Annotated in this window: 25 protein-coding genes; 8 read left to right on the top strand and 17 right to left on the bottom strand. The window is 63.6% G+C overall.

Annotation, left to right across the window (positions count from 1 at the left end):
- Positions 1–54 precede the first annotated feature (54 nt).
- Positions 55–1,320 carry an ATP-dependent Clp protease ATP-binding subunit ClpX gene (gene clpX, locus KUH32_RS11220; protein ID WP_217778164.1) on the bottom strand — a complete coding sequence of 422 codons (1,266 nt, stop codon included), beginning with the start codon at positions 1,318–1,320 and terminating at the stop codon, positions 55–57.
- 139 nt (positions 1,321–1,459) lie between these two features.
- Positions 1,460–2,089 carry an ATP-dependent Clp protease proteolytic subunit gene (locus KUH32_RS11215; RefSeq protein WP_217778163.1) on the bottom strand — a complete coding sequence of 210 codons (630 nt, stop codon included), beginning with the start codon at positions 2,087–2,089 and terminating at the stop codon, positions 1,460–1,462.
- A 155-nt stretch (positions 2,090–2,244) separates the two neighbouring features.
- On the opposite strand from KUH32_RS11215, the gene KUH32_RS11210 reads away from it, so the two are divergent.
- Positions 2,245–3,456, top strand: coding sequence for an FAD-binding domain-containing protein (locus tag KUH32_RS11210; RefSeq protein ID WP_217778162.1), 1,212 nt, complete (start codon positions 2,245–2,247; stop codon positions 3,454–3,456).
- Positions 3,457–3,504: 48 nt separating this feature from the next.
- Here the strand turns inward: KUH32_RS11210 and KUH32_RS11205 are convergent, their stop codons facing one another.
- The 11 genes from KUH32_RS11205 to KUH32_RS11155 all read right to left on the bottom strand — a co-directional run bounded on the left by KUH32_RS11205 (position 3,505) and on the right by KUH32_RS11155 (position 13,247).
- Entirely contained in the window at positions 3,505–4,767 is a 1,263-nt protein-coding gene (locus tag KUH32_RS11205; RefSeq protein ID WP_217778160.1) for an NAD(P)/FAD-dependent oxidoreductase, read from the bottom strand.
- 61 nt (positions 4,768–4,828) lie between these two features.
- Positions 4,829–5,545 carry a c-type cytochrome gene (locus KUH32_RS11200; protein ID WP_217778424.1) on the bottom strand — a complete coding sequence of 239 codons (717 nt, stop codon included), beginning with the start codon at positions 5,543–5,545 and terminating at the stop codon, positions 4,829–4,831.
- 2 nt (positions 5,546–5,547) lie between these two features.
- Positions 5,548–6,555 carry a c-type cytochrome gene (locus tag KUH32_RS11195; RefSeq protein ID WP_217778158.1) on the bottom strand — a complete coding sequence of 336 codons (1,008 nt, stop codon included), beginning with the start codon at positions 6,553–6,555 and terminating at the stop codon, positions 5,548–5,550.
- Positions 6,539–7,807, bottom strand: a complete 1,269-nt coding sequence (gene soxC, locus KUH32_RS11190) for a sulfite dehydrogenase (RefSeq protein ID WP_217778156.1) — start codon at positions 7,805–7,807, stop codon at positions 6,539–6,541. The genes KUH32_RS11195 and soxC overlap by 17 nt, the downstream gene beginning before the upstream one ends.
- A 21-nt stretch (positions 7,808–7,828) precedes the next feature.
- Entirely contained in the window at positions 7,829–9,526 is a 1,698-nt protein-coding gene (gene soxB / locus KUH32_RS11185) for a thiosulfohydrolase SoxB (RefSeq protein WP_217778154.1), read from the bottom strand.
- Between the two features lie 94 nt (positions 9,527–9,620).
- A complete protein-coding gene (gene soxA / locus KUH32_RS11180; protein ID WP_217778152.1) occupies positions 9,621–10,466 on the bottom strand; it encodes a sulfur oxidation c-type cytochrome SoxA in 846 nt (281 codons plus the stop codon).
- A gap of 59 nt (positions 10,467–10,525) precedes the next feature.
- Positions 10,526–10,852 (bottom strand): thiosulfate oxidation carrier complex protein SoxZ, encoded by a 327-nt coding sequence (gene soxZ, locus KUH32_RS11175; protein WP_217778150.1) that lies wholly within the window; start codon positions 10,850–10,852, stop codon positions 10,526–10,528.
- Positions 10,853–10,870: 18 nt separating this feature from the next.
- Positions 10,871–11,287, bottom strand: coding sequence for a thiosulfate oxidation carrier protein SoxY (gene soxY, locus KUH32_RS11170; protein WP_217778149.1), 417 nt, complete (start codon positions 11,285–11,287; stop codon positions 10,871–10,873).
- Positions 11,288–11,310: 23 nt separating this feature from the next.
- Positions 11,311–11,790, bottom strand: coding sequence for a sulfur oxidation c-type cytochrome SoxX (gene soxX / locus KUH32_RS11165; protein ID WP_217778147.1), 480 nt, complete (start codon positions 11,788–11,790; stop codon positions 11,311–11,313).
- Between the two features lie 124 nt (positions 11,791–11,914).
- On the bottom strand, positions 11,915–12,493 hold the full coding sequence (locus KUH32_RS11160; protein ID WP_217778145.1) for a thioredoxin family protein: 579 nt from the start codon (positions 12,491–12,493) through the stop codon (positions 11,915–11,917).
- Positions 12,494–12,509: 16 nt separating this feature from the next.
- On the bottom strand, positions 12,510–13,247 hold the full coding sequence (locus KUH32_RS11155; protein WP_217778143.1) for a cytochrome c biogenesis CcdA family protein: 738 nt from the start codon (positions 13,245–13,247) through the stop codon (positions 12,510–12,512).
- Positions 13,248–13,321: 74 nt separating this feature from the next.
- Here KUH32_RS11155 and KUH32_RS11150 point away from each other — a divergent pair, with 74 nt between their 5' ends.
- The 3 genes from KUH32_RS11150 (at position 13,322) to KUH32_RS11140 (ending at position 15,179) form a co-directional block, all read left to right on the top strand.
- Positions 13,322–13,708, top strand: coding sequence for a thioredoxin family protein (locus KUH32_RS11150; protein ID WP_217778141.1), 387 nt, complete (start codon positions 13,322–13,324; stop codon positions 13,706–13,708).
- 11 nt (positions 13,709–13,719) lie between these two features.
- Positions 13,720–14,055, top strand: a complete 336-nt coding sequence (locus KUH32_RS11145; protein WP_217778140.1) for an ArsR/SmtB family transcription factor — start codon at positions 13,720–13,722, stop codon at positions 14,053–14,055.
- 68 nt (positions 14,056–14,123) lie between these two features.
- Positions 14,124–15,179 carry a YeeE/YedE family protein gene (locus KUH32_RS11140; protein ID WP_217778138.1) on the top strand — a complete coding sequence of 352 codons (1,056 nt, stop codon included), beginning with the start codon at positions 14,124–14,126 and terminating at the stop codon, positions 15,177–15,179.
- A 70-nt stretch (positions 15,180–15,249) separates the two neighbouring features.
- Here the strand turns inward: KUH32_RS11140 and KUH32_RS11135 are convergent, their stop codons facing one another.
- Positions 15,250–15,837 (bottom strand): riboflavin synthase, encoded by a 588-nt coding sequence (locus KUH32_RS11135; protein ID WP_217778136.1) that lies wholly within the window; start codon positions 15,835–15,837, stop codon positions 15,250–15,252.
- Between the two features lie 94 nt (positions 15,838–15,931).
- Between KUH32_RS11135 and KUH32_RS11130 the strand changes: the two genes are divergently transcribed.
- The 3 genes from KUH32_RS11130 to KUH32_RS11120 all read left to right on the top strand — a co-directional run bounded on the left by KUH32_RS11130 (position 15,932) and on the right by KUH32_RS11120 (position 20,526).
- Positions 15,932–17,224 carry a capsule polysaccharide biogenesis protein gene (locus KUH32_RS11130; protein WP_217778134.1) on the top strand — a complete coding sequence of 431 codons (1,293 nt, stop codon included), beginning with the start codon at positions 15,932–15,934 and terminating at the stop codon, positions 17,222–17,224.
- A gap of 96 nt (positions 17,225–17,320) precedes the next feature.
- On the top strand, positions 17,321–18,481 hold the full coding sequence (locus tag KUH32_RS11125; protein ID WP_217778132.1) for a polysaccharide biosynthesis/export family protein: 1,161 nt from the start codon (positions 17,321–17,323) through the stop codon (positions 18,479–18,481).
- Positions 18,482–18,486: 5 nt separating this feature from the next.
- The gene (locus KUH32_RS11120) at positions 18,487–20,526 is read left to right on the top strand and encodes a capsule polysaccharide biogenesis protein (RefSeq protein ID WP_217778130.1); all 2,040 of its coding nucleotides are present in this window, start codon (positions 18,487–18,489) and stop codon (positions 20,524–20,526) included.
- A 125-nt stretch (positions 20,527–20,651) separates the two neighbouring features.
- Here the strand turns inward: KUH32_RS11120 and ribD are convergent, their stop codons facing one another.
- The 3 genes from ribD to KUH32_RS11105 all read right to left on the bottom strand — a co-directional run bounded on the left by ribD (position 20,652) and on the right by KUH32_RS11105 (position 22,758).
- Positions 20,652–21,752, bottom strand: a complete 1,101-nt coding sequence (gene ribD, locus KUH32_RS11115) for a bifunctional diaminohydroxyphosphoribosylaminopyrimidine deaminase/5-amino-6-(5-phosphoribosylamino)uracil reductase RibD (protein ID WP_348541107.1) — start codon at positions 21,750–21,752, stop codon at positions 20,652–20,654.
- Positions 21,749–22,225, bottom strand: coding sequence for a transcriptional regulator NrdR (gene nrdR, locus KUH32_RS11110; RefSeq protein ID WP_217778127.1), 477 nt, complete (start codon positions 22,223–22,225; stop codon positions 21,749–21,751). The genes ribD and nrdR overlap by 4 nt, the downstream gene beginning before the upstream one ends.
- A gap of 119 nt (positions 22,226–22,344) precedes the next feature.
- Positions 22,345–22,758, bottom strand: a complete 414-nt coding sequence (locus KUH32_RS11105) for a secondary thiamine-phosphate synthase enzyme YjbQ (RefSeq protein ID WP_217778125.1) — start codon at positions 22,756–22,758, stop codon at positions 22,345–22,347.
- A 98-nt stretch (positions 22,759–22,856) separates the two neighbouring features.
- Here KUH32_RS11105 and yghX point away from each other — a divergent pair, with 98 nt between their 5' ends.
- Positions 22,857–23,762, top strand: a complete 906-nt coding sequence (gene yghX / locus KUH32_RS11100; RefSeq protein ID WP_217778124.1) for a YghX family hydrolase — start codon at positions 22,857–22,859, stop codon at positions 23,760–23,762.
- Positions 23,763–23,851 lie beyond the last annotated feature (89 nt).

Raw genomic sequence — 23,851 nt, 5'->3', positions numbered from 1 at the left:
CTCCGAAAAGAAAGGCGGGGAAATCCCCGCCCTACCGGTGATCAGCAGCCCGGTTCATCCCGCGCTGGCGGGTTCCTTTTTCTGATCGGCGTAGATCATCAACGGCTTGGCGTCGGAATTGACCGCCTCTTCGTTGACCACGATCTCGGTCACGTTCTCCATGCCCGGCAGTTCGAACATGGTGTCGAGCAGAATGCCTTCGAGGATCGAGCGCAGGCCGCGCGCGCCGGTCTTGCGGGCGATCGCCTTTTTCGCGATGGCGCTCAATGCGTCCTCGGTGAACGAAAGCTCGACATCCTCCATCTCGAACAGGCGCTGGTATTGCTTGACGAGTGCGTTCTTGGGCTGGGTCAGGATCGTGATCAGCGCGTCTTCATCCAGGTCCTCGAGCGTGGCGATGACCGGAAGGCGGCCGACGAATTCCGGGATCAGACCGAATTTCAGCAGGTCCTCGGGCTCGAGATCCTTGAATACCTCGCCGACATTGCGTGCATCCACATCGCGGACGTCGGCACCGAAACCCATGGCCGATCCCTTGCCGCGCTGGCTGATGATCTTGTCCAATCCGGCGAACGCGCCGCCGCAGATGAACAGGATGTTGGTGGTGTCCACCTGCAGGAATTCCTGTTGCGGATGCTTGCGGCCGCCCTGCGGCGGCACCGAGGCCACGGTGCCTTCCATCAGCTTCAGCAGCGCCTGTTGAACGCCCTCGCCCGACACGTCGCGGGTGATCGAGGGGTTTTCCGACTTGCGGGTGATCTTGTCGACCTCGTCGATATAGACGATGCCACGCTGAGCACGTTCGACGTTATACTCCGACGATTGCAGCAGCTTGAGGATGATGTTCTCGACATCCTCGCCGACATAGCCCGCCTCGGTCAGCGTCGTTGCGTCCGCCATCGTGAACGGCACATCCAGGATCCGCGCCAAAGTCTGCGCCAGCAGCGTCTTGCCGCAGCCGGTTGGGCCGATCAGCAGGATGTTCGACTTCGACAGCTCGATGTCCGAGGATTTCTGCGCATGGTTGAGGCGCTTGTAGTGGTTATGCACGGCGACCGAGAGCACCCGCTTGGCCTTGGCCTGGCCGATGACATAGTCGTCAAGAACGTCGCAGATCTCGCGCGGGGTCGGCACACCTTCGGACGATTTCAGGCCGGCGCCCTTGGTTTCCTCGCGGATGATGTCCATGCACAATTCGACGCATTCGTCGCAGATGAACACGGTCGGTCCGGCGATCAGCTTGCGCACTTCGTGCTGGCTCTTGCCGCAGAAGCTGCAATAGAGGGTGTTCTTGCTGTCTCCGCCAGAATTCGTAGCCATTCTGCACCTTTCCCGGGCCCGTATGACCCATCGTTACCGCGCCGCGACCTGACGACCAGCCGCCCTTTCCGTCCGTCCGGGCAAGCTTAGGCCAGCCCCCCCGGCTCTACAATGCAAAAAATGGTGGCCGTCCGGGGGCTCAGGAAGCGTCGTCTTCCTTGGCGCGGTTGGTCACGATCTCGTCGATCAGGCCCCATTCCTTGGCTTGTTCGGCATCCATGAAATTGTCGCGTTCCAGCGCCGCCTCGACCTTGTCCAGCGCCTGACCGGTGTGATGCACGTAGATCTCGTTCAACCGGCGCTTGAGTTTCAGCGTCTCTTCGGCGTGGATCATGATATCGGTCGCCTGGCCCTGGTAGCCGCCCGACGGCTGGTGCACCATGATGCGGCTGTTGGGCAGCGAAAACCGCATGCCCTGCGCGCCGGCGGTCAGCAGCAACGATCCCATCGACGCGGCCTGTCCGATCACCAATGTCGAAACCTTGGGCTTGATGTACTGCATCGTGTCGTAGATCGACAGGCCCGAGGTGACGACACCGCCGGGGCTGTTGATATACATGCTGATTTCCTTGGACGGATTTTCCGCCTCGAGGTGCAGAAGCTGCGCCACCACCAGAGACGACATGCCGTCATGCACCGGGCCGTTCAGGAAAACGATGCGTTCCTTCAGCAGGCGCGAGAAGATGTCGTAGGCGCGTTCGCCGCGGCTGGTCTGTTCGACCACCATGGGCACCAGCGTGTTCATGTATACGTCAAGGGGATCTTTCATCGGAACCTGCCTGCCTGTTTTGCGAATGCCTAACCTCAAAGGGGTTACCGGAGTCTTAGTGTCGGCACTGGGGGGCTGCAAGGGCAACCGGGCGTTTCGGCACAGCTTGCCTTTTGCCGGCCGGTACTTAGGTCAGTGGCCAAGGGAGAGATGCCATGCCCGCGATAGACAGTTTTCCGCCGACACGGACAGAAGCGCTGAACAGGCTTCGCTCGTTTGTTCCGCATGCGGGCAAGGACTACGCCGCGCTGCGCAATCACGATCTCGGGCCGGGCCGGCATCGACATGTATCCACCCTGTCTCCGTATGTCCGCCACAGGCTGATCACCGAAGACGAGGTATTGCAGGCAGTTCTCGGCCGGCACTCGCGCAATAGCGCCGACAAATTCATCCAGGAAGTGTTCTGGCGCACCTATTTCAAGGGCTGGCTGGAAATGCGGCCGGGCGTTTGGGACAGCTACCGCAAAGCCACGCTGCGGCTGATGGATGACATCGCCACGCAATCGGGTCTGCGGCACCGGTGGGAAGCTGCCTGCAAGGGCGAGACCGGGATCGAATGCTTCGACGCCTGGGCGCGCGAATTGGTGGAAACCGGTTATCTGCACAACCACGCGCGGATGTGGTTCGCTTCGATCTGGATCTTCACGCTGCGCCTGCCCTGGGAGTTGGGCGCGGATTTCTTCCTGCGTCATCTGCTGGATGGCGATCCGGCGTCCAACACGCTCAGCTGGCGTTGGGTCGGTGGTTTACACACCCGCGGCAAGACCTATCTGGCACGGCCGTCCAACATCGCGAAATACACTGACGGCCGTTTCTCGCCCGCAGCCGGCGAGCTGGCCAGCGAAGCGCCGCCGGTGGATGGGCCCGACAACCCGGCACGGATGGCACCCCCGACCGGCGATCGTTTCGATCCGACCCGCCCGACGGTGTTGCTGCTGCACGAAGACGATCTAGCCCCCGGCTGGTTGTTCGACCTCGGTCTCAATCCGCTCGGTACCGCGCGGCTTGACGTTTCGGCACGGCTTTCGCCGCTGGAGCCCGCACCGCATGTCGCGGCGTTCAAATCGGCAGCGATGGACGATGTCTGCGCGCGCTGGTCGAACAAGCTGGGCCCGGTCAAGGCGCTGTCCGATCCCGCCGCGATGACCGGTTGGGCGCGGTCTCTGGGTGCCGAACAGATCGTCACGAGCTACGCCCCGATCGGGCCGGTGGCCGAAGCGTTGCGCGCCGTCGACGGCATGCCCGTCGTTCAGCCGCTGCGCCCTTTCGACGCCAATGCCTGGCCTTCCGCCACGCACGGTTTCTTCAAGTTCCGCGAACGTATCCCGCATTTGCTGGGCACCTTGCACGGCTTGCGCGCGGCATGAAAAAGGGCACGCCGTTGCGGCGTGCCCCCATTATGCATCCGGTACCGATCAGCCGAACATGTCGGACGTGATGCCGGAATACCAGCCGATGCTTTCCTCGAAGGTCGTCTTGCGCATCGCGGCATCTTCGCCGGTCTGGCTGACGAAGCTCGACACGCTGGCGATCTTTTCATCGGTCGGCTCATAGGCCGCGCCGACCTTGACGCCGTCATCGGTGGCGATCAGCGACCAGCAGGTGTTCGAATACTTCGCCGGGAACACCCGGCTGCCGGTCAGCGCACCGCGCACCGCCATCGCCGCCACCTTGGCCTGGCTGTTGGCCGAGAAGCCCGATTTGGGCATGTCGCCCTGGTCGGTCGCGTCGCCGAGGATGTACACGTTTTCGTCCATCCGGCTGACCATGGAATGGCCGTCGACGGGCGCCCAGTTGCCCTCGGTCAGACCCGCCGCGGCGCAGATCGCCCCGGCCTTCTGACCGGGGATCACGTTGACCACGTCGGCCTTGATGACCTCGCCATCGATATCGACCTCCATCGTGGCCGGATTCACGCTGACATTGCCGCCGCCGAAATCCGGCCCGAGCCTTTCGATCATGCCGCCGTAATGCTTGTTCCAGCCTTCCTCGAACAGCGCTTGCTTGGAGTATTTCTCCTTCGGATCCGCAATGATGATCTTGGCCGTGGGATTGTTCGCCTTGAGCAGGTGAGCAACCATCGAGATGCGTTCGTACGGTCCCGGCGGGCAACGATAGGGGTTGGGCGGAGCGATCATGACAAAGGTGCCGCCTTCGGGCATCGCCATGATCTGGCGCTTGAGTAGCTCCGTCTGGGTGCCGGCCTTGTAGGCGTGCGGCATCACGCCTTGCGCCGACAGGTCCCAGCCGGGCACGCTGCCGTCGACGAAATCGATGCCGGGGCTCATGATGAGCCGGTCATAGGGAACCGCTGCGCCACCGGCCAGGGCCACCGTCTTTGCATCCCGATCGACGCCCGTGGCCCAGTCATGCACGACATTGATGCCGTATTCGGCGGCCAGCGTCGCATAGGAATGGCCCAGGCTCTCCATCTCGCGGAAGCCGCCTAGATAGAGGTTCGAGAAAAAGCACGTGTAGTAGCGCCGGGTCGGCTCGATCAGGGTCACGTCGATCGCGCCCTGGCTGTCCTTGGCGACATACCGAGCCGCGGTCGCGCCGCCGGCTCCGCCGCCGATCACCACCACCCGCGGACGGGCCTGGCCCATCACCATCGGTGCGGAAAGCACCCCGGCCGCTGCGACTGTCGTTCCCAGAAAGCGTCTTCTGTTCAAGGTCATTTGGGTCTCCTCCCTGTACCCTTAATCGATCGCCGGCGCAGGATTCGGAACCGGCGGCTTGTTATTCGTTCAACGTAGCAAAAAATGCCGCCAAGGCGGCGATCTCTTCGTCGTTCAATCGCCCCGCCATCATCTGCATGACCGGGTGCGGTCTGATCTTGCGCTTGTAGGCGTGCATGGCCACCACGAAATCCTCTTGCGGCCAAAGCGTGATCGACGGGATTCCTTCGTCGGCGCCGTCTTTCTTGTGGCAGGTCAGGCATTCCGACGACAGGTATTCGCCATAGGCCACGTCACCCGCGATGGCCAAAACCTCGGGCGGCAGGTCGACCTCGAGCTTGCGTGCGGTCGGGGCGGATTCGGGGATGTTCTGCGGGCTGGCGGAATAGCCGCGCAGATAGGCCAGAACATCGTCGCGGTCCTTTTTCTCGGGTAGGCCGCGAAACGACATCCGGGTTCCGGTCACCAGCGTGCGCGGGTTTTCCAGGTAAGCGTCGAGACGCCTCAGGTCCCAGACCAGGCCATCGCCATAGGCGCGCAGCATCGCCTTCGAATAGGGAAAACCGTCGATGCTGCCAGCGCGGCGACCGAAGATTTCGTTCAGGTGCGGGCCGACGCGGTTGGCCGCGCCCGGTCCGACCTGGTGGCAGGAGCTGCATTTCTGGAAAAGCTCGGCGCCACGTTCCGCATCACCGATCGGCACAGCTGTCTCATCGGCGCGCGCCGCCCCGCAAAGGGACAGCGCAACAAGGGCCGATGCCACCCACCGTTTCACCAGGTTCACTCCGTGAAGGTCTTGAGGTATTCCGTTACAGCAGCAATTTCTTCGTCGCTGCGCAAGCCCGCAAAGGACATCTTGGTGCCCTTCATCGCCTCGCGCGGCTTGGCCAAGAACGCGGCCAGCGTCGCATCGTCCCAGACGCCGCCCGCCTCGCCCATGACCTTGGAATACTTGAAGCCCTCGACGCCGCCGATGGCGCGGCCCATGACACCGTTCAGATGCGGGCCGGTCTTGTTCTTGGCGCCGTCGCCGACCTGGTGGCAGGACTTGCATTTCTTGAAGACGGCCTCGCCCTCGGCCGCAAGCGCTTCGTCGATGACGGCTGCCACGACGACGGGTTCTTCGGCCGGCTCCATCGCCGCTTCCTCGTCGCCTTCCACATCCGGCGTCACATCGAGCACCGTCGCGCGCATGGTGATCTCGACGCTGTCCTTGCATCCGGTCATGCAGGGCTCGGCCCGCCAATTCACGTATTCCGTGGTTTCACGGTCGTCGATGATGAAACCATCCGCGTTGGGCATCTCGACCTCGAGAAAGTTCTCGTTCGACAACACGAAATCCTCATCCACCAGGTCATTGGAATAGAGGATGTAGGCGACGATGGCATAGACATCGTCATCCGACAGAGACTGCGCATTGCCGAAGGGCATCGAGCGGTGAACGTAATCCCAGGCAGTCGACAGGTAGGGCCAGTAGCTGCCCACGGTCTTGACCGGGTCGTCATCGTCCAGCGTGTCGAAACCGCCCGCAAGTTCCGGCCAGTTGTCGACGCCTTCGGCGAATTCGCCGTGGCAGACCGCGCAGTTGTCCGAAAACAGCACTTCGCCATCCTCGACCGAGCCCGACCCCGGCGGCAGGCCGGTTCCATCTGGACTGACGTCGTGATCCCAGGCGGCGATTTCCTCGGGCAACGCGGGGCGGCCCAGACCGTATTTCTCGGCCATCGCAGGGGCGGCCAACAGCGCCGCGGCGGCAGTCAGTGTGACAAGCTTAGGAAACTTCGACATTTTCCGCCTCCCCATTGGGCTTCACGTGCCAGGTTTGGATGCAGTTGTTGTGGTAGATCGAGTTCAGCCCGCGCACTTCGCGCAATTGCGCCTTGGTGGGCTGGACATAGCCGGTTTCGTCGATCGCGCGCGATTGCAGCAGCATCTCTTCACCGCTCCAATCGGTATCGAGGTAGAACCGCGTCAGCGCCATTTTCTCGCCCGGCTTGGCCAGGCGCGCGGTCTCCCAGGTGATGCCGCCATCCTTGCTGACATCGACTCGCGTGATGGCCCCGTGACCGGACCAGGCCAGACCGGTGATCACCAGCGGACCGTGCCCATGGGCGATGGGCGATTGCGGGCTGGGCGAGGTGATGACCGACTTGGCGTCCATCACCCAGGTCCATTTGCGGCTGGTGCCGTCTTCCAGCGTGTCGGTGTATTTGCTGGTCTCCTCGCGGCTCTCCACCGGGCCGTCCATGACCTCGATCCGGCGCAGCCACTTGACCCACATGTTGCCTTCCCAGCCCGGCACGACCAGACGCACGGGATAGCCGTGTTCCTTGCGCAGCGCCTCGCCATTGGCCTTGAAGGCCACCAGCACGTCGTCCAGCGCCTTCTCCATCGGGATCGACCGGCCGTTCGACGACGCATCAGCGCCTTCGACGAACACCCACTTGCCCGACATGTCGCCCGAAAGCCCGGCCTCGTTCAGCAGGGTGCGCAGCGGCACGCCGGTATATTCCATGTTGTGGATCATGCCGTGGGTGAACTGGGCGCCGTTCAGCTGCGCACCGGCCCATTCCATGCCGGTATTGGCCGCGCATTCGCAGAAATAGACATGATTTTCGCGCGGAAAGCGCTCCAGATCGGCATAGGTGAAGACCAGCGGCGTATCCACCAGACCGTTGATCATCAAACGGTAATCGTCCTTGGGCAGGTCGATCGCACCGGAATGGTGGCGCTCAAACGCGCAGCCCTGCGGCGTGATCGTGCCATCCAGCGCGTGGATCGGCGTGAAGTTGATCGAACTGATCGTGTCGGCGGTCAGCCATTCGACATTGCGCCGGACCACGTCGGATTCGTAGTCGATGGGCAGGCCGTACGGAGTGGCATCCACACCGTCGCCCAGGCCCGCGGCCCAGTCCTGCACCTCGGTGATCAGCGGATCCGGCGTGTTCGCCTTGGCTGCCCCTGCGACAGCGCCCGCGCCAAGCGCGGCGGCCCCGGTCAGGAACTGGCGGCGCGACGCCCCTTTGTTCTGATTGCTCATGTCATCCTCCATCAGCGGGCGTCAGGCGCCCACAACCTCGACAGAATTGTTCGGGGCGACCACGACGGTGCCCTGCTTGCGGATATGGCTTTCCACCACGTCCCAAATCTGCGGTCCCTCGGTGCCTTCGTTCACGCTCGCCCATCCCGCGACCACGTAGGATTTCGACGGATCGATCGCCTCGCCGGTCTTGAGCAGGGTCATCTCGGAAATCCGGCTGCCCTGCGGTTGGCCGATGTCGATCCGGTAGCCCAGTCCCCCGGTGCGGACCATGTCCCCGCCCTGCTGGTAATAGGGATCGGGGTTGAAGATGTTGTCGGCCACGTCCTCAAGCACGATCTTCAGGAATTCGCCCGTCATTTCCGTGCGATAGGCTTCGCCGTAGGTCATCGATGTGACGTTCCAGATATCCTCGCGCGTGATCGGGTCGCCGGGGATCAGCGACGGGCCCCAGCGGACGCCCGGCGACAAGGCGATATCGGCTTCGCGTTCCGAAATCAGCGCATCGCAGATCAGGTCGTCCCAGGTGCCGTTGAAATTGCCGCGGCGGTACAGCGTGCTGTCGGTCTGGCCGATCACCTCGGCCAACGCATCCTTGTAGGGCGCGCGCTGTTCCTCGATCACCGCGGCCATCGCCGGGTCGGGCGCGATAACATCCGAGAAGACGGGTATCAGCTTGTGACGGAACCCCATCATGCGGCCGTCGCGCACGTCCAGGTCGACGCGGCTGACGAACTTTCCGTTCGATCCGCTGGCCACGATGATCGTCTCGCCCACCAACACCGGTTCGGGCAGCGCGTCATGGGTGTGTCCCGACAGGATAACGTCGATCCCGGAGACTTTGCTGGCCATCTTCTTGTCGACGTCGAAGCCGTTATGGCTGAGCACCACGACAAGCTCGGCGCCCTCGGCGCGCACCTCGTCCACCATCGCTTGCATGTTTTCGTCGCGGATGCCGAAGCTGTATTCCGGGAACATCCAGCGCGGGTTGGCGATGGGCATGTAGGGAAACGCCTGACCGATGACGGCGATCTTGGTGCCGCCGCGCTCGAACATCTTGTAGGGCGGGAACAGCTCGGACGGCTCGTCCCATTCCGCGTCGAAGATGTTCTGGCCCAGGGCGGCGAAGGGGAGGCTCTCCACCAGCTCCTGGACCCGCTCTGACCCCAGCGTGAATTCCCAGTGGAAGGTCATCGCGTCGGGGTTCAGCGCATTCATGACGTTGACCATGTCCTGCCCGGCCGTGTGATAGCAGGTGTAGGAACCGTGCCAGGTATCCCCGCCGTCCAGCAGCAGCGCATCGGGACGGTCGGCACGGATAGCGTTCACGATGGTGGCGACCCGATCCATCCCGCCGACGCGGCCATAGGCGCGGGCCAATGCCTCGAAATCGCCAGAGGACAGCGCGTAGTGGGACGGACTGCCATCGTCGATTCCGTAAAGCCTGCGGAAATCGGCGCCGGTGATGTGCGGCACGGCGCCCTTGTTTTCCCCCACACCGATATTCACCGAGGGTTCGCGGAAATAGATCGGCATCAGTTGTGCGTGTATGTCCGTCACGTGGATCAGGCTGAGATTGCCGAACGTGTCGAACTGCAAGAGCTGGTCCTGGGTCAGGCTTTGCTGCGCGGCCAGACGCGCCCAGTTGCCAAACCCGCTGGCCCCGACCATCGCCGAAGCCGCCATGGACACCTGCAGGAAATCGCGACGTGAGATCATGGGACCGTCTTTCTGTTGCTCGACACACATGCGCATGTGTGCATGGGAAATGGACGAAAAACCCCGCGTCGGTCGCCCGACGCGGGGTTTCGGGTTACTGACGGACCGCCGGAGTTTCGACGCTCAGGCCGTTGCCGCGCGAAGCGACATACAACTCGAGCGCGCGGAATTCGTCGGATCCTTCGGCAAAGGTTTCGGCCCGGGTGTCGCGGATGCAGCCGCGAAAACGGTTGTGCTTGGAGATCAGCTTGGCTTGCTTCAGACGGTAGGTCGGAAAGCCGTTGATCTGACCCTGGCTAAGATGGTCGGCGCGGATGTAGTTGCCATAATTCTCTTCATGGCAGGACGCGCAGGACAGTTCGAGCTGTCCATACCGCGTGTAATACATCTCTTTGCCCTTCTCCCAGAAGGGCCGGGCTTCTCCGTCGATGTCCACATTCACCGGCATGCCACGCGACTGCAGCGCGATCAACGCGACCATCGCCTGCATCTCGTCGCTCGACCATTTCCATGGCTCGGCGCCCATCGCGCTGGCCCGGTGATCGTTCAGCAGGTCTTCCATCGTCGTCAGCTTGCCGTCGATTACCTTGGGCATGGAGGCGGTGAGGCCGGCGAATTGCTCGACGCTTTCGTGGCACGACGCACAGGACTTGCCCTCGCTTCCGTCGACCGTCTGCCAGTAATCCATGGCTTGATCGACGAAGATCATTGCCGGATTTTCGAAATCGTCCATCTGCAGAGACTGGGTTTCATCGGTTCGGAAATGCCAGCCCGAAATGACCTCCTCGATCCCGGCCTCCTGCATTGCCGGGGGCGCTGCGGTCTTGGTGACCATCTCTGTCTCGCCATTGATCACGAGAGTGTCGTCATCAGGGCCGCCGGCAAAGACAACCGGTGCGGCCAGCAAGGCGGCGATCGCCGTCATTGCCTTGAATTTCATATAGTTTCCCTCCCTTTGTGCAACCTTGCCCGGCAAGCCCGGGCAAGGCGCGCGGCCATTCAGACTTCGATCGCCTTGGCGTCTTCGTAGACCGACCCGTCATCGTCGTACCAGGTGAACTTGAACTCACCGGCTTCGGGCACGGTGGCTTCGAATTCGAAGTACGGGTTGGTCGAAATCGCCGGCTCGAGCGTGATGTCGATCACGTTCTGTCCGTTGAAATCGCAGGTGAAGCGATTGATGATGGACCGCGGGATCTTGTTGCCGTCGCTGTCCTTGCGCTGACCCGATTCCATCTTGTGACTGATCAGCGTCTTGATGGTGATCGCCTCTCCGGCTGCGGCTTTCTTCGGGACCTTGACGCGGGGTTTCACATCGGATGCCATGTCTTGAACTCCTCTCCCTTAGCCGCCACAGCCGCCGATCGTGACCTTCACGGTCTTCGACGTGCGGGCAAAGCTGCCATCGGCCAGTTTGGCCACTGCAATGATGTCCTGCGTGCCTGCCAGGCGGATCCGCGTGCTTGCGGACTGGCTGGCGGCGAGCGGGCCGAAATTGAACGTGGCCACGGGCGGCGTGGGGTTTCCGGCCGCCAGGACCATGATCGCCGACGCGCCTTCGGCGGCGACCGCGATTGGCACCGTATTGCCGTTCTCGGCGATTTCCGGCGCAGTCAGTTCGACGCCCGCATCGCCGGTGGCGGCCCCGCCGGTGAAGGCGTTGATCAGGTCGTCCACGGCAGCATTCGCCTGGAACGGCAGCACGGTCACGAGCGCGGCGCCCGCCCCCATGGCCAGGGTTTCACGGCGTGTGAAATCCATGTCTTGTCTCCTCAGCTAGGCGGTCAGCCGTCCTGCAATGTCAGCAGGAACGCGACCACATCCTCGATCTCCTGCGCCGTCAGGATCGGCATCAGGTCTTCTTCCTTGGCGGCCTTGCCGGTATACCCGTCGCCCGGGCGCACGAAGCCCGAGGTCTTGTAGAAAGCCGGCATGACGGTGCCTTCGAACGTCTTCTTGGCATTGGCGACGATACCGCGCAGTTCCGCCTCGGTGCGGTTGGCGCCTATGCCGTCCAGCATCGGGCCGACCTCGCCGTGGAACGGCGCGTCCTTGAGCGCGGTCACTTCATGGCAGGCAAGGCAATTCCCCTTGCCGCGCGCGATCATGATTTCCCGGCCGTTGTCGGGATTGCCGGGTTGTCCGGTCAGCGACGCTTCGATCGCGCCATAGTCGTCGAATGCGACGTCGCCCGGTGCGACCGGGTTGGCCATTGCCAGCCCCCCGCTCAGCGCCAGTGCCGCCGTGATGATTGTCAGCCTCATGATCCCTCCCTGTCTGGCTGCGCCGAGGCCCGGCGCGCTTGACTTCGTATACCGTAGGCTACCGTACACCTTTTACGCAACAACAAATTCACGGATGTGAATTGATACGTGGGTTTTTTCCGGTTCAATCAAAGTTGCCGTTGTTGCGCTCTTGAATCATCCGCGCATGGTAGCGCTGGAAATCCTCTCCGTTATCAAGCGCATAGCGCTTTTCGGCGACCCAGGTGAACATGTCCTTCGTCGTTCCCTTGCCGAATGCACCCGGCATGACGGCGACGGCGGCATCGACGGCCGTCATCCCTTCGGGCACCTCTTCGGGCAGGAACACGATGTTGGGCGTGAACATCACGCGCCATTTCCGCGCCATCTCCTTTTCCGGCAGTGATTCCCCGTCGAAATCGACGACCTCGACGTCACCGTAGAGGTTCAGTTGCACCACGAAGAAATTCTCTGCGATGTAGTCGCTGATGACGGCGTTCGAAAACACCTCTTCATGCATCTTGGTGCAGTAGATGCATCCACGTTGTTCGAAGAACAGGACCAGGCGCTTGCCCTCGGCATTGGCCTCGGCGAGATCCTCGCGCAAGTCCTTGAACGTGTCGCGCATCCACGGCTGCTTGTGCAGCCCGTCATCGCCCATCTCGGCCGCCGAAAGCGGCAGCGCCATCGCTGCCATCAGCGCGCCGATCACCCAGTGTTTCATGGCATTCCCCCTTGTTTCAGCTCAGCGCGACCCAGCCGGGAAAGGTCTCCAACATCCATTGCCCGATGACGTTCACGCTTTCGGTTGCGATCAGTATAGCGAACAGGATCAGCATCCCGCCCATCACTTTTTCAACGTAGACCAGTTTGGACCGGTGCCGCGCGGTCCAGCGCAGGAACGGGCCGGAAAACAGCGCGGCGATCACGAAAGGCGCCGTCATCGCCGCGCCGTAGACCAGCAAGAGCAACCCGCCGCGCCAGATATCGCCCATGCCGGACGCGATCATCAGGATCGACGCCAGGGCCGGTCCGACACAGGGCGTCCAGCCGAAACCAAAGGCTAGCCCCATCAGGTAGGCACCCAGGATCGTCGTCGGCTCGGCCGTGCTTTCGATCCGCGCTTCGCGATAAAGAAAGCCGATACGGATCACGCCCAGAAAATGCAGACCGAAGACCAGCAGGATGCCCGCGGCAAGATAGGACAAAGGCCGCCGCCAATCGGCAAAGGCCTGCCCGACTGCCGTTGCGCCCATCCCCAGCAGGACAAAGATCGTCGTCACCCCGGCGGCAAAGAACAGCGCCGAAACGATCAACCGCCGTTGCGCGCCGGGCGTGATACCCGCATCGTCGCGCAATTCGGCCATGGATATTCCGGCCATGTAACACAGGTAGAATGGCACCATGGGCAGAATGCAGGGCGTGAAAAAGCTCAACAGCCCGGCAAAAGCCGCACCCGCGAAGGAAATATCCAACATGCCGGGCGCCTTTCCTTGATCAATTCACATATTCAGATTAAGTTGTTCATCAAAGCAACGTCAATCGGTTTGACATGATCCGTGCCGTTCTTCTGTCCGCCGCGACCTTGATCGGGTCGATCGGCCTGCCCGCCACGGCAGAGCCCCGTCTGGTCATGGTGGACCAGCCAGGCTGCGTGTATTGCGAACTCTGGGACCGGCAGATCGCTCCGGCCTATTCCAAGACCGCCGAAGGACAGTTCGCGCCCCTGTGGCGCGTGGATATCGCCGACGGCGCGCCCGAGGGTGTGGCCTATGCGCGCCGCGTGACATTCACGCCGACCTTCATCCTGATCGACGAGGGCCGGGAACTGGGCCGGATCGAAGGCTATCCGGGCGAGGATTTCTTCTGGCCGCTCTTCGCGCAACTGCTGGAGCGCCACACCGACTATCAGCCGGATCTCATGCCGGCCACGAATTGAAGGAGGCCCCCATGGGTTTGCCGGTTCTGCACGACGACCTGACCGAAGAAGAACTGGACAGCATCGTCGACAAGGCGACCACCGCCTCGGCCTTTCTCAAGGCAATCAGCCATGAAGGCCGGCTGATGATCCTGTGTCATCTGGTCACCGGCGAAAAATCCGTGACCGAGCTAGAGGAACTGCTGTCGGCTCGTCAGGCCGCGGTCAGCCAGCAATTGTCGCGTCTGCGGCTGGAAGGGCTGGTCGTGCCCCGGCGCGAGGGCAAGGCGATCTATTACCGCCTCGCCGATGACCGGCCTCGGAAAATGCTGGAAACGGTCTACGAGCTGTTCTGCAAGGACGACTGATCCGACACTTGCGATAATTCGCATACCTTCGCATAGTGAAGGCCCGGGCAGGGAGGAGGCCCGGACCGATGACAGATCTGTTCAGCGACCATGTGCTTGTCGCCCTCGTCGGGCTTTTCGGTGGCGTGCTGCTGGGCCTGGCTGCGCGGCTCGGCCGCTTCTGCACGCTGGGCGCCATCGAGGATGTGCTTTACGGCGGTTCGGACGTGCGAATGCGCATGTGGGGCGTCGCGATCGGCCTGGCGGTGATGGGCAGCTTCGCCCTGATGGGACTGGGCTGGCTGGACGGCGGCGATACCTACTACCTGTCGATCCGGTTCATGCCCGTGGCCGCGGTGATCGGCGGGTTGATTTTCGGGTACGGAATGGCGCTGGCGGGCAATTGCGGATACGGCGCCATCGCCCGGCTGGGTGGCGGCGACCTGCGCAGCTTCGTTATCGTTCTGGTGATGGGCGTGTCGACCTATGTCGTGCTGTCGGGTCCCCTGGCGCCATTGCGCGCGGCGCTGTTTCCGCAGGTCGAATCCACTGGCACCGCGCCTGGCATCGCGCACGGCATCGGCGCCGCGGCAGGATTGCCCGTGCCGGTGATCGGCATGACGCTCGGCGCGGTGATCTTCGCTTTTTCCGCCATGTCGCGGGCGCTTTGGGCCAAGCCCAAGCAGGTCGGCTGGTCCGCCGCTGTGGCGCTGGCCGTGCTGTCGGGATGGGCTGGAACCACCTGGGTCGCCACGACGGGATTCGAGGGCCTGCCGGTGGTATCCCACAGTTTCGCCGCGCCGCTTGGGGAATCCATCCTGTGGTGGATGACCGGGTCGGCGCGTCCGGTGTCCTTTGCCGTCGGATCGGTCGCGGGTGTCTGGCTGGGCGCTTTCGCCGGCTCGCTCATCAAGGGCCATTTCCGCTGGGAGGCCTGCGAAGACCCGCGTGAACTGCGCCGCCAGATCATCGGTGCCGCGCTGATGGGCGCCGGCGCGGTGATCGCGCTCGGCTGTTCGATCGGACAGGGGCTGTCGGCCTTTTCGGTGCTGGCGCTGTCGGCACCGCTGACCTTCGCCGCCATATTCGTCGGGGCCGCCCTGGGGCTGCGTCAGCTGATCGAGGGGTTCCAGCCGGCGGAGTGACACACGCGTCGGAGGGGGCGCTGCCCCTGCCCTTGCGGAGCCCCCCCGGCGTTTGCCGGCAAGATGAAGGTCAGGACATCTCGGCCAACCGCGCGACATACCGCGCCAGCGTGTCGATCTCGAGGTTCACCATGTCACCGACCTTGGCCTGCCCCCAGGTCGTCACCGCCTTGGTATGCGGGATGAAGTTGATGCCGAAATCGCGCCCATCGACCTCGTTCACCGTCAGCGACGTGCCGTTCAGCGCCACCGACCCCTTGGGCGCGATAAAGCGCGCGAGTGGCTGCGGTGCACGCAATGTCACGCGGGTGCTGTCGCCCTCATCGGTCATCGCCACGATCTCGGCCAACCCGTCGACATGGCCCGACACGATATGCCCGCCCAGTTCGTCGCCCACTTTCAACGCACGTTCCAGGTTGATCCGCCGCCCCTCGGCCCAACCACCCAGGTTGGTCTTGGACAAGGTTTCGGCGCTGATCTCGACATCGAACCAGTCGGGACCGGTTTCCACCACCGTCAGGCACACCCCGTCGCAGGCGATCGACGCGCCGATATCGATCCCGTCCGTGTCGTAGCGCGTGCCGATGCGCGCGCGCAGGTCGCCACGGCGTTGAAGGGCGCGCACCTGGCCCATATCGGTCACAATCCCGGTGAACATCGTCACTTCCTTTCCGGCCCGGCCTTGCCTAGCCTTACTTTCGCCGGACTCCGGCGCTAAGACAGGGCTTTGACGAGTTGGATAATCCGCGCCCATGAGCAAGGCAACCGGCGACAAACGGGTCTTTCTGTTCCTGCAGGGGCCGCACGGGCCGTTCTTTCACCGTTTGGGGACGATGTTGCGCCGCACCGGCGCCGATGTCTGGCGCGTGGGTTTCAACGCCGGCGACCGCGCCTTCTGGTTTCACCCCCGCAGCTTTATCCCCTATCGCGGCACGGCCGACACGTGGCGAGACAACTTCGTCGCGCTGGTCGCCGAGAAGGGCGTCACCGACATCGTGCTTTATGGCGATGTGCGCCCGATTCACGCCGAGGCCATCGAAGAGGCGCGCGCACGCGGCCTGACGATCCATGTCTTCGAAGAAGGCTACCTGCGTCCCTACTGGGTGACTTACGAACGCGGCGGCTCGAACGGGTTTTCCCGGCTGATGCAGACCGAAGTGGCGGACATGCGCGCCGCGCTTGCCCTGTCCGACATGGAGGCCCCGCTTCCTCCGGCCCGCTGGGGCGACATGCGCGAACACATCTTCTACGGCGCGCTTTATCACTGGTTCGTCATGGTGCGGAACGGAGATTACCGCAATTTCCGACCGCATCGCGACCTGCATGTGGCGCAGGAATTCGCCCTGTATCTGAGACGCCTGATGCTGATGCCGCTGAGCTGGGTCGAACGCAAGATCGAAACCGCCCGCATCCGGCTGGGCGGCTTTCCCTATCACCTCGTGCTGCTGCAACTCGAACACGATTCCAGCTTTCGCCAGCATTCGCCCTTCCGCTCGATGACCGAGTTCGTCGAACTCGTGATCGAGGGTTTCGCGACCGGCGCGCCGGGGCATCACCACCTGGTGTTCAAGGCCCACCCGCTTGAGGATGGCCGCGTTCCGTTGCGCCGCACCATCCGCGATCTGGCCCGGCGCCACGGGCTGACGGGGCGCATCCACTATGTCCGGGGGGGCAAGCTGGCGCAGCTCTTGAACGATGCGCGCAGCGCCGTGACGGTCAATTCCACCGCCGGCCAACAGGTTTTGTGGCGCGGGATTCCGCTCAAGGTCTTCGGCGAAGCGATCTATGGAAAACCCGATTTCGTCTCGACCCAACCGCTGCCCGAATTTTTCGCCACGCCGACGCGCCCCGACAGCCGGGCCTATCGGGATTTCCGCCGTTACCTGCTGGAAACCTCGCAAATTCCGGGTGGTTTCTACTCTGCGCGCGGGCGCCGGCAACTGCTGCGGCAGGTGGTCGACATGATGTTGTCGCCCGATGATCCTTACGACGCGCTGCGGCTGGGGACCGCGGCGCCGCGGCAACAGTTGCGCATCGTGACCTGACGGATACCAGCGGTGGTACTGGCTTTTTCCGCTGGACTCCGGTACGTTACCGCCAAAACCTGAGGCAGAAAACAACAAGGTCGAGGAGACCGAGCAGTGAAACACATCCCCTCCCGTTGGGCACGGGCGGTCGCGCTTTTGGCTGCGGTGTCGATCCTGGCATCCTGCGGTCTTCCGCGCGTCGGCCCCAACAAGCGCGAGATTTTCGCGGGCTCTGTGCAGCGTGAAGGCGACGCATTCGTCGTCGCCGTCAACGATCGCGTGACCCGCGCCACCGCTGTCGTTCCCGCCCTGGGCTTTACCGAAGATTTCAAGAATGCAGGCGTGGTCGGCTCGGATACGATCAGCCCCGGTGACACGTTGGGTCTGACGATCTGGGAAAACGTCGATGACGGTTTGCTGGCGACCGACACCGCGAACGCCACCATCCTGGAAGAGGTGCAGGTCGACGGCTCGGGCTTCATCTTTGTCCCCTATGCCGGGCGCATCAAGGCATCGGGCAACACGCCCGAAGCCATCCGGCGGATCATCACCAGCAAGCTCGCCGACCAGACACCGGACCCCCAGGTCGAGGTGCGCCGCGTCGCCGGCGATGGTTCGACCGTCAGCCTTGTCGGTGCGGTGGGCGGACAAGGCGTCTATGCCATCGAACGCCCGACCCGTACGCTGTCGTCCATGCTGGCACGCGCCGGCGGCATCACCATCGAACCCGAAATCGCCCAGGTGACGATCCTGCGCGGTCACAAGACCGGCAAGATCTGGTTCCAGGATCTGTATCAGCATCCGGAATTCGACATCGCCTTGCGTGGTGGAGACCGCATCCTTGTCGAGGAAGACAGCCGCGCCTTCACGGCGCTTGGCGCCACCGGAACGCAGGCGCGCGTGCCGTTCGAAACACAGACGCTTTCGGCGATCGAGGCGATCGCGCAGGTGGGCGGGCTCTTGCCTTCGGCGGCCGACCCGACCGGCGTCTTCATCTTCCGCAACGAACCCGCCGAGATCGCCAACCAGGTCATGGGGCGGACCGACCTGATCGGCGCTCAGCGCCTGGTCTATGTTCTGGACCTGACCGAACCGAACGGCATGTTCATGGCGCGCGATTTCTCGGTCCGCGACGGCGACACGCTCTACGTGACCGAAGCGCCGTTCACGCAGTGGAACAAGACGATCTCGGCGCTGACCGGGTCGCTCACGACCGTCGGTTCGGTCGTCAGCACGGCGGACACGCTGGCATCCGGGATCGGCTCCGGAGGATAAAGGACTTGGGACAACCCGAGGGACAGGTGACCGCCGGGAGCGAAATCTCCCGGCGGCTTTTTGTGTATAATGGCGGCTTCCTGTTCCAGCGGCGGGTAAGGCGGATCCTGCAACTGGCAGGCTACCAGATCAGCCTCGGCCGGCCTGGGCCTGACGATCTGGTCGGTATCTGGGGTGCGTCGCCCACCGCGCAACGCGGGATTGCCGTGGCCGAAAGCCGGGGCGCGCCGCTGGTGCGGATCGAAGACCCCTTTCTGCGCTCGCTGCATCCGGGCCGGGCAGGCGATGCCCCGCTGGGGCTGTTGATCGACCGGACAGGGCTGCATTTCGATCCGACCCAACCGTCGGACCTCGAGACACTGCTGGCCACGCATACGCTGGACGACCATGCGCTGTTGAACCGCGCACGCCATGCGATGGCGCGGATGCAGGCGGCGCGGTTGAGCAAATACAGCGCGCATGACCCCGATACCGTGCTGCCCGAACCCGGTTACGTGTTGGTCGTCGACCAGGTGCGCGGCGATGCGTCGGTCACCGCCAGCAAGGCCGATCGCAACCGGTTTCTCGAGATGCTGTTCGTCGCCCGCGAAGAGCATCCAAATGCGCGCATCTTGCTGAAAACGCATCCGGAAACGGCCCGCGGATTGCGCCCGGGCTATTTCCGGGAAGGCGACGGCGACGGAAACGTGACGCTGTTCGATGGGAAAATCGCGCCTTTCGCCTTGCTCGAGGGCGCCACCGCTGTCTACACCGTCTCCTCTCAGATGGGGTTCGAGGCGATCATCGCGGGTCACCGCCCGCGCGTTTTCGGCCAGCCGTTCTATTCCGGCTGGGGCCTCAGCGATGACGAAAACCCCGTCGCACGACGCCAGCGCAAACTGACGCGCGCCCAACTCGTGGCCGCTGCGCTGATCCTTTATCCCACGTGGTACGACCCCTACCACGACCGGTTATGCGCCCTCGAACAGGTTCTCGACACGCTCGAAGCCCGCGCGCGCGCCTGGTCCGAGGATTGCCGGGGCTGGGTCGCCCGCGACATGCGGCTGTGGAAACGCCCCGCGATCCAGGGCTTTTTCGGCACTCCGCGCGGCGTGGTCTTCAAAAACGACGGTGCCGCCGCGCACCGCCGTGCCTTGTCATCAGGGCGGCGGCTGATGGGTTGGGCGAGCAAGGCCGATCCGGCCGAAGACATCGTGCGGATCGAAGACGGTTTCCTGCGATCGCGAGGATTGGGGGCGGAACTGGTTCCGCCGCTGTCGCTGGTCGTCGACAAGACCGGCATCTATTACGATCCTGCCCGGACCAGTGATCTGGAAACGATGATCCGGCAATCCGCCGCAGGGTTACGCCCGGATGAATCCGAACGTGCCGAGCGACTGATGGCGCGGCTGATCGGCGAGAACTTGTCCAAATACAACCTTTCCGGCGATTTGCCTGTCCTGCCGACCGGTCGGCGGATCCTGGTGCCCGGTCAGGTCGAGGACGACGCGTCGATCCTGCGGGGCAGCCCGGATATCCGAAGCAATACGGCACTTCTGGAACAGGCTCGCACGGCCAATCCTGACGCGGTGATCCTGTGGAAGCCGCATCCGGATGTCGAGGCCGGGTTGCGCAAGGGACGGGTCGAAGACCCCGGACGCTGGGCCGATGCGACCCTGTCGCATGTGCCTATCGCGCCGTTGCTGTCGCAGGTGGACGAAGTCTGGACCCTGACATCGCTCGCGGGGTTCGAAGCACTGCTAAGAGGTTGCAAAGTCACGACTTTGGGCGCCCCGTTCTACGCCGGCTGGGGTCTTACCCGTGACTTGGGGCCGGTGCCGGAACGTCGCCTTGCCGGGCCTCGTCCCGACCTGAATGCGCTGGTCCATGCGACGCTGATCCGCTACCCGCGCTACCGTGATCCGGTCACCGGCCTGGCCTGCCCGGCCGAGGTGATCGTCGAACGGCTGGCGGCGCAGGATATCCCCAGGACCGGCGCCGCCCTGCGCATAGTGTCAAAGGTTCAAGGATTGCTGGCCAGTCAGGCACATCTCTGGCGGCGTTGACACGACGGCCGAGGATGATGTGCGAAGCCGACCGTTTCAAACGTGTTTTGGTGCTATCCACAGCATTTCGACAGCATCGCGCGACGCGGCCTTCGGAAAACAACACTCTGAAAACGCCTAGCTTTTCAAGCCTTTTCGTGCCTCGTCCAGACGTGCCGAAGATCGCCACCCACCGCCGAGATATCCACAAGCCGCAACCGCGGTGCATCCGCAAGCCTGCTCAGCCCCAGAACGCCCAGACCGGGCTGACCTTCGGCTCCAAGCGCAATTCCGGCGGTGAAGACCTGCAATTCGTCCACGAGATCGCCGGTCAGCAGCGCCGCCGCCAGCTGTCCCCCCCCCTCACACAACACGCGGGTCAAACCGGCCTGGCCCAGAGCGTGCAGCATCGCACCGGGATCCAGGCGACCGGCCTGCAGTGCGCAGGGCAGCAAGCGCGCGCCAAGGCCGCTCCAGGCCGCGCGTTTCTCGGGCGGCGCATCCGGGCCATGGCAGATCCAGACCGGTATCTCGGCCGCCGTGCGCGCCATCTGGCTCATCAACGGCAGGTCGATGAGCCGCGAGGCGACGACCCGCACGGGCTGTCCGACATCGCCGAAATCCCGCACCGTCAGCGCCGGATCGTCTGCGCGCGCAGTCCCGGCACCGACCAACACCGCGTCATGGCACGCCCGCAACCCTTGCACGGCGCGGCGCGCTTCCGGTCCGGTGATCCACTGGCTTTCACCGGTGGCCGTGGCGATGCGCCCGTCCAGAGACAGCGCCAGCTTCAACGTCAGGAAAGGCCGTCCCCGCGTGATACGCAGGAAGAAACCGGCGTGATCCCGCGCGGCGGCCTCGGCCAGAACACCGGTCGTCACCTCGACCCCGGCCTTGCGCAGGATCGCGAAACCCTGGCCTGACACCCGCGGGTCGCTGTCCTGCAAAGGCGCGACCACGCGGGCCACACCCGCCGCAACCAGCGCTTCGGCGCAAGGCGGCGTCGCACCATGATGCGCACAGGGTTCCAGCGAGACATAGGCAGTGGCGCCACGTGCCGCAGCGCCGGCGTGGCGCAAGGCTTCGGTTTCGGCATGCGGCCGTCCGCCGGGCTGGGTCCATCCACGTCCGACGATGCGGCCGTCGCGGACGATCACGCAACCCACCGCCGGATTTGGCCACACCCGACCCAAACCGCGCCGACCCAGGGCCAGCGCGTGGGCCATGTGGCGGTGGTCCTCGCTCACTTCTCTTCGGCTTGTTTCTGGCCCTCTGGACGCAACTCGCTCACGAACTTGTCGAAATCGTCGGCGGCCTGGAAATTCTTGTAAACGCTGGCAAAGCGGACATAGGCAACGGTGTCGATCCTGGCCAGCGTCTCCATCACGATCTCGCCGATCTGCTTGGACGGGATGTCGGTTTCACCCATGCTTTCCAGTCGCCGCACGATACCGCTGATCATCTGGTCGATACGCTCAGGGTCGATCGGACGTTTCTGCAGCGCGATCCTGATCGAACGCTCCAGCTTGTCCCGGTCGAAATCCTCGCGCCTGCCGTTGGACTTGATGACCACGAGGTCACGCAACTGCACGCGTTCGTAAGTGGTGAAGCGCCCGCCGCAGGCCGGGCAGAAACGCCGCCTCCGGATGGAAACATGGTCCTCCGCGGGACGGGAATCCTTCACTTGGGTGTCGATATTGCCGCAAAACGGGCAGCGCATGAGCCGTCCCCTTTATTCCACTGTCTGCCTCATCGCGGGGTTATTCCCCGCTTATCCACAGGCACTATAGGTCAGCCGCGACACTTTGGGTAGGGGCGAATTGCGACCGCAAGATAAGCCTAGCGATCCGCCGCCAAGTGGGCGGCGACGTGCCGCTGGTGTGGTCGGGTCCGATGTTCGAACAGGTAGATGCCCTGCCATGTGCCCAGCACCAGACGCCCATCCCGCACCGGGATCGACAGGCTGACCGGCAGAAGCGCGGCCTTGATATGCGCGGGCATGTCATCCGGCCCTTCATAGGTGTGCCGCAAATAGCCCATCGCAGGGTGATCGGACGGCGGCACCAGCCGATCGAAAAAGGCCGCAAGGTCGGTTTGCACTTCGGGGTCGGCGTTTTCCTGGATGCAGAGCGAAGCCGATGTGTGCTGAACCAACAGGCTCAGCAATCCGTTGCCCCGCACCCACCGCGCCACGTCGCGGGTGAAATCGTACAGGCCGGGTCCCTTTGTCTGAATCGTGAAAGTTGTCTGCATCAGCGCCACTTATTCCATACCCCCCGTCGTGCTATCGTGAAAGGCATCGCCAAGCCAGTGCAGCCCCGACCCGGCGCGCGATCAAGGAGGAAACCGCCATGAATGATCAGACACCACAGCGCCGCATGACCGCGGCGGATTTCGATCAGAAGCTGTTGGAGCTCTACGATTTCTACGCCCATGGCCAGATCACGAAACGCGAGTTTCTCGACCGCGCGGCCAAATACACGGTGGGCGGCCTGACCGCCATTGCGGTTCTCGACATGCTGTCGCCGAATTATGCCCTCGCGCAGCAGGTCAATTTCAACGATCCCAATATCGTGCCGGAATACATCACCTTTCCGTCGCCCAACGGCCATGGCGACGTGCGTGGCTACCTGGTGAAACCGGCCGAAGCCACCGGGCCCCTGCCCGCGGTCGTGGTCGTCCACGAGAACCGCGGCCTCAACCCCTATATCGAGGACGTGGCGCGACGGCTGGCCATGGCGGGCTTCATCGCGCTGGCACCGGACGGGCTGAGCTCGGTCGGTGGCTATCCCGGCAACGATACCGAAGGCCGCGATCTGCAACGCACCGTCGACGGCGAAAAGCTGATGAACGATTTCTTCGCCGCCTACGAATTCCTGGCAGGTCACGCAGACACCACCGGCAAGGTCGGTTGCGTCGGTTTCTGTTATGGCGGTGGCGTGTGCAATGCGATGGCAGTGGCCTATCCCGAACTCGGCGCATCGGTACCGTTTTACGGCCGCCAGGCCAGCGCCGAGGACGTGCCGAATATCCAGGCGCCGCTGCTTTTGCACTATGCCGAACTGGACGAGCGCATCAACGAGGGCTGGCCGGCCTACGAGGCCGCGCTGCAGGAGCACGGCAAGACCTATACCGCGCATATCTACCCGGGCGTGAACCACGGGTTTCACAACGATTCGACCCCGCGCTACGACGAGGCCGCCGCGAACCTGGCCTGGGACCGAACGCTGGCCTTCTTCAACGAACACCTGAACTGACGCCGGCCCGGGCCTGGTCGGCGCGTACAGCGATCGATAACCAAGGCTGGCCAACCAGGCCGGCAGGATCGGCGCAAACGGCACCCGGC

Source organism: Thalassococcus arenae, from assembly GCF_019104745.1.
Taxonomy (GTDB): Bacteria; Pseudomonadota; Alphaproteobacteria; order Rhodobacterales; family Rhodobacteraceae; genus Thalassococcus_B; species Thalassococcus_B arenae.
Note: the sequence above shows the minus strand (reverse complement) of the source record. Positions and strands in the feature narration are given on the sequence as shown.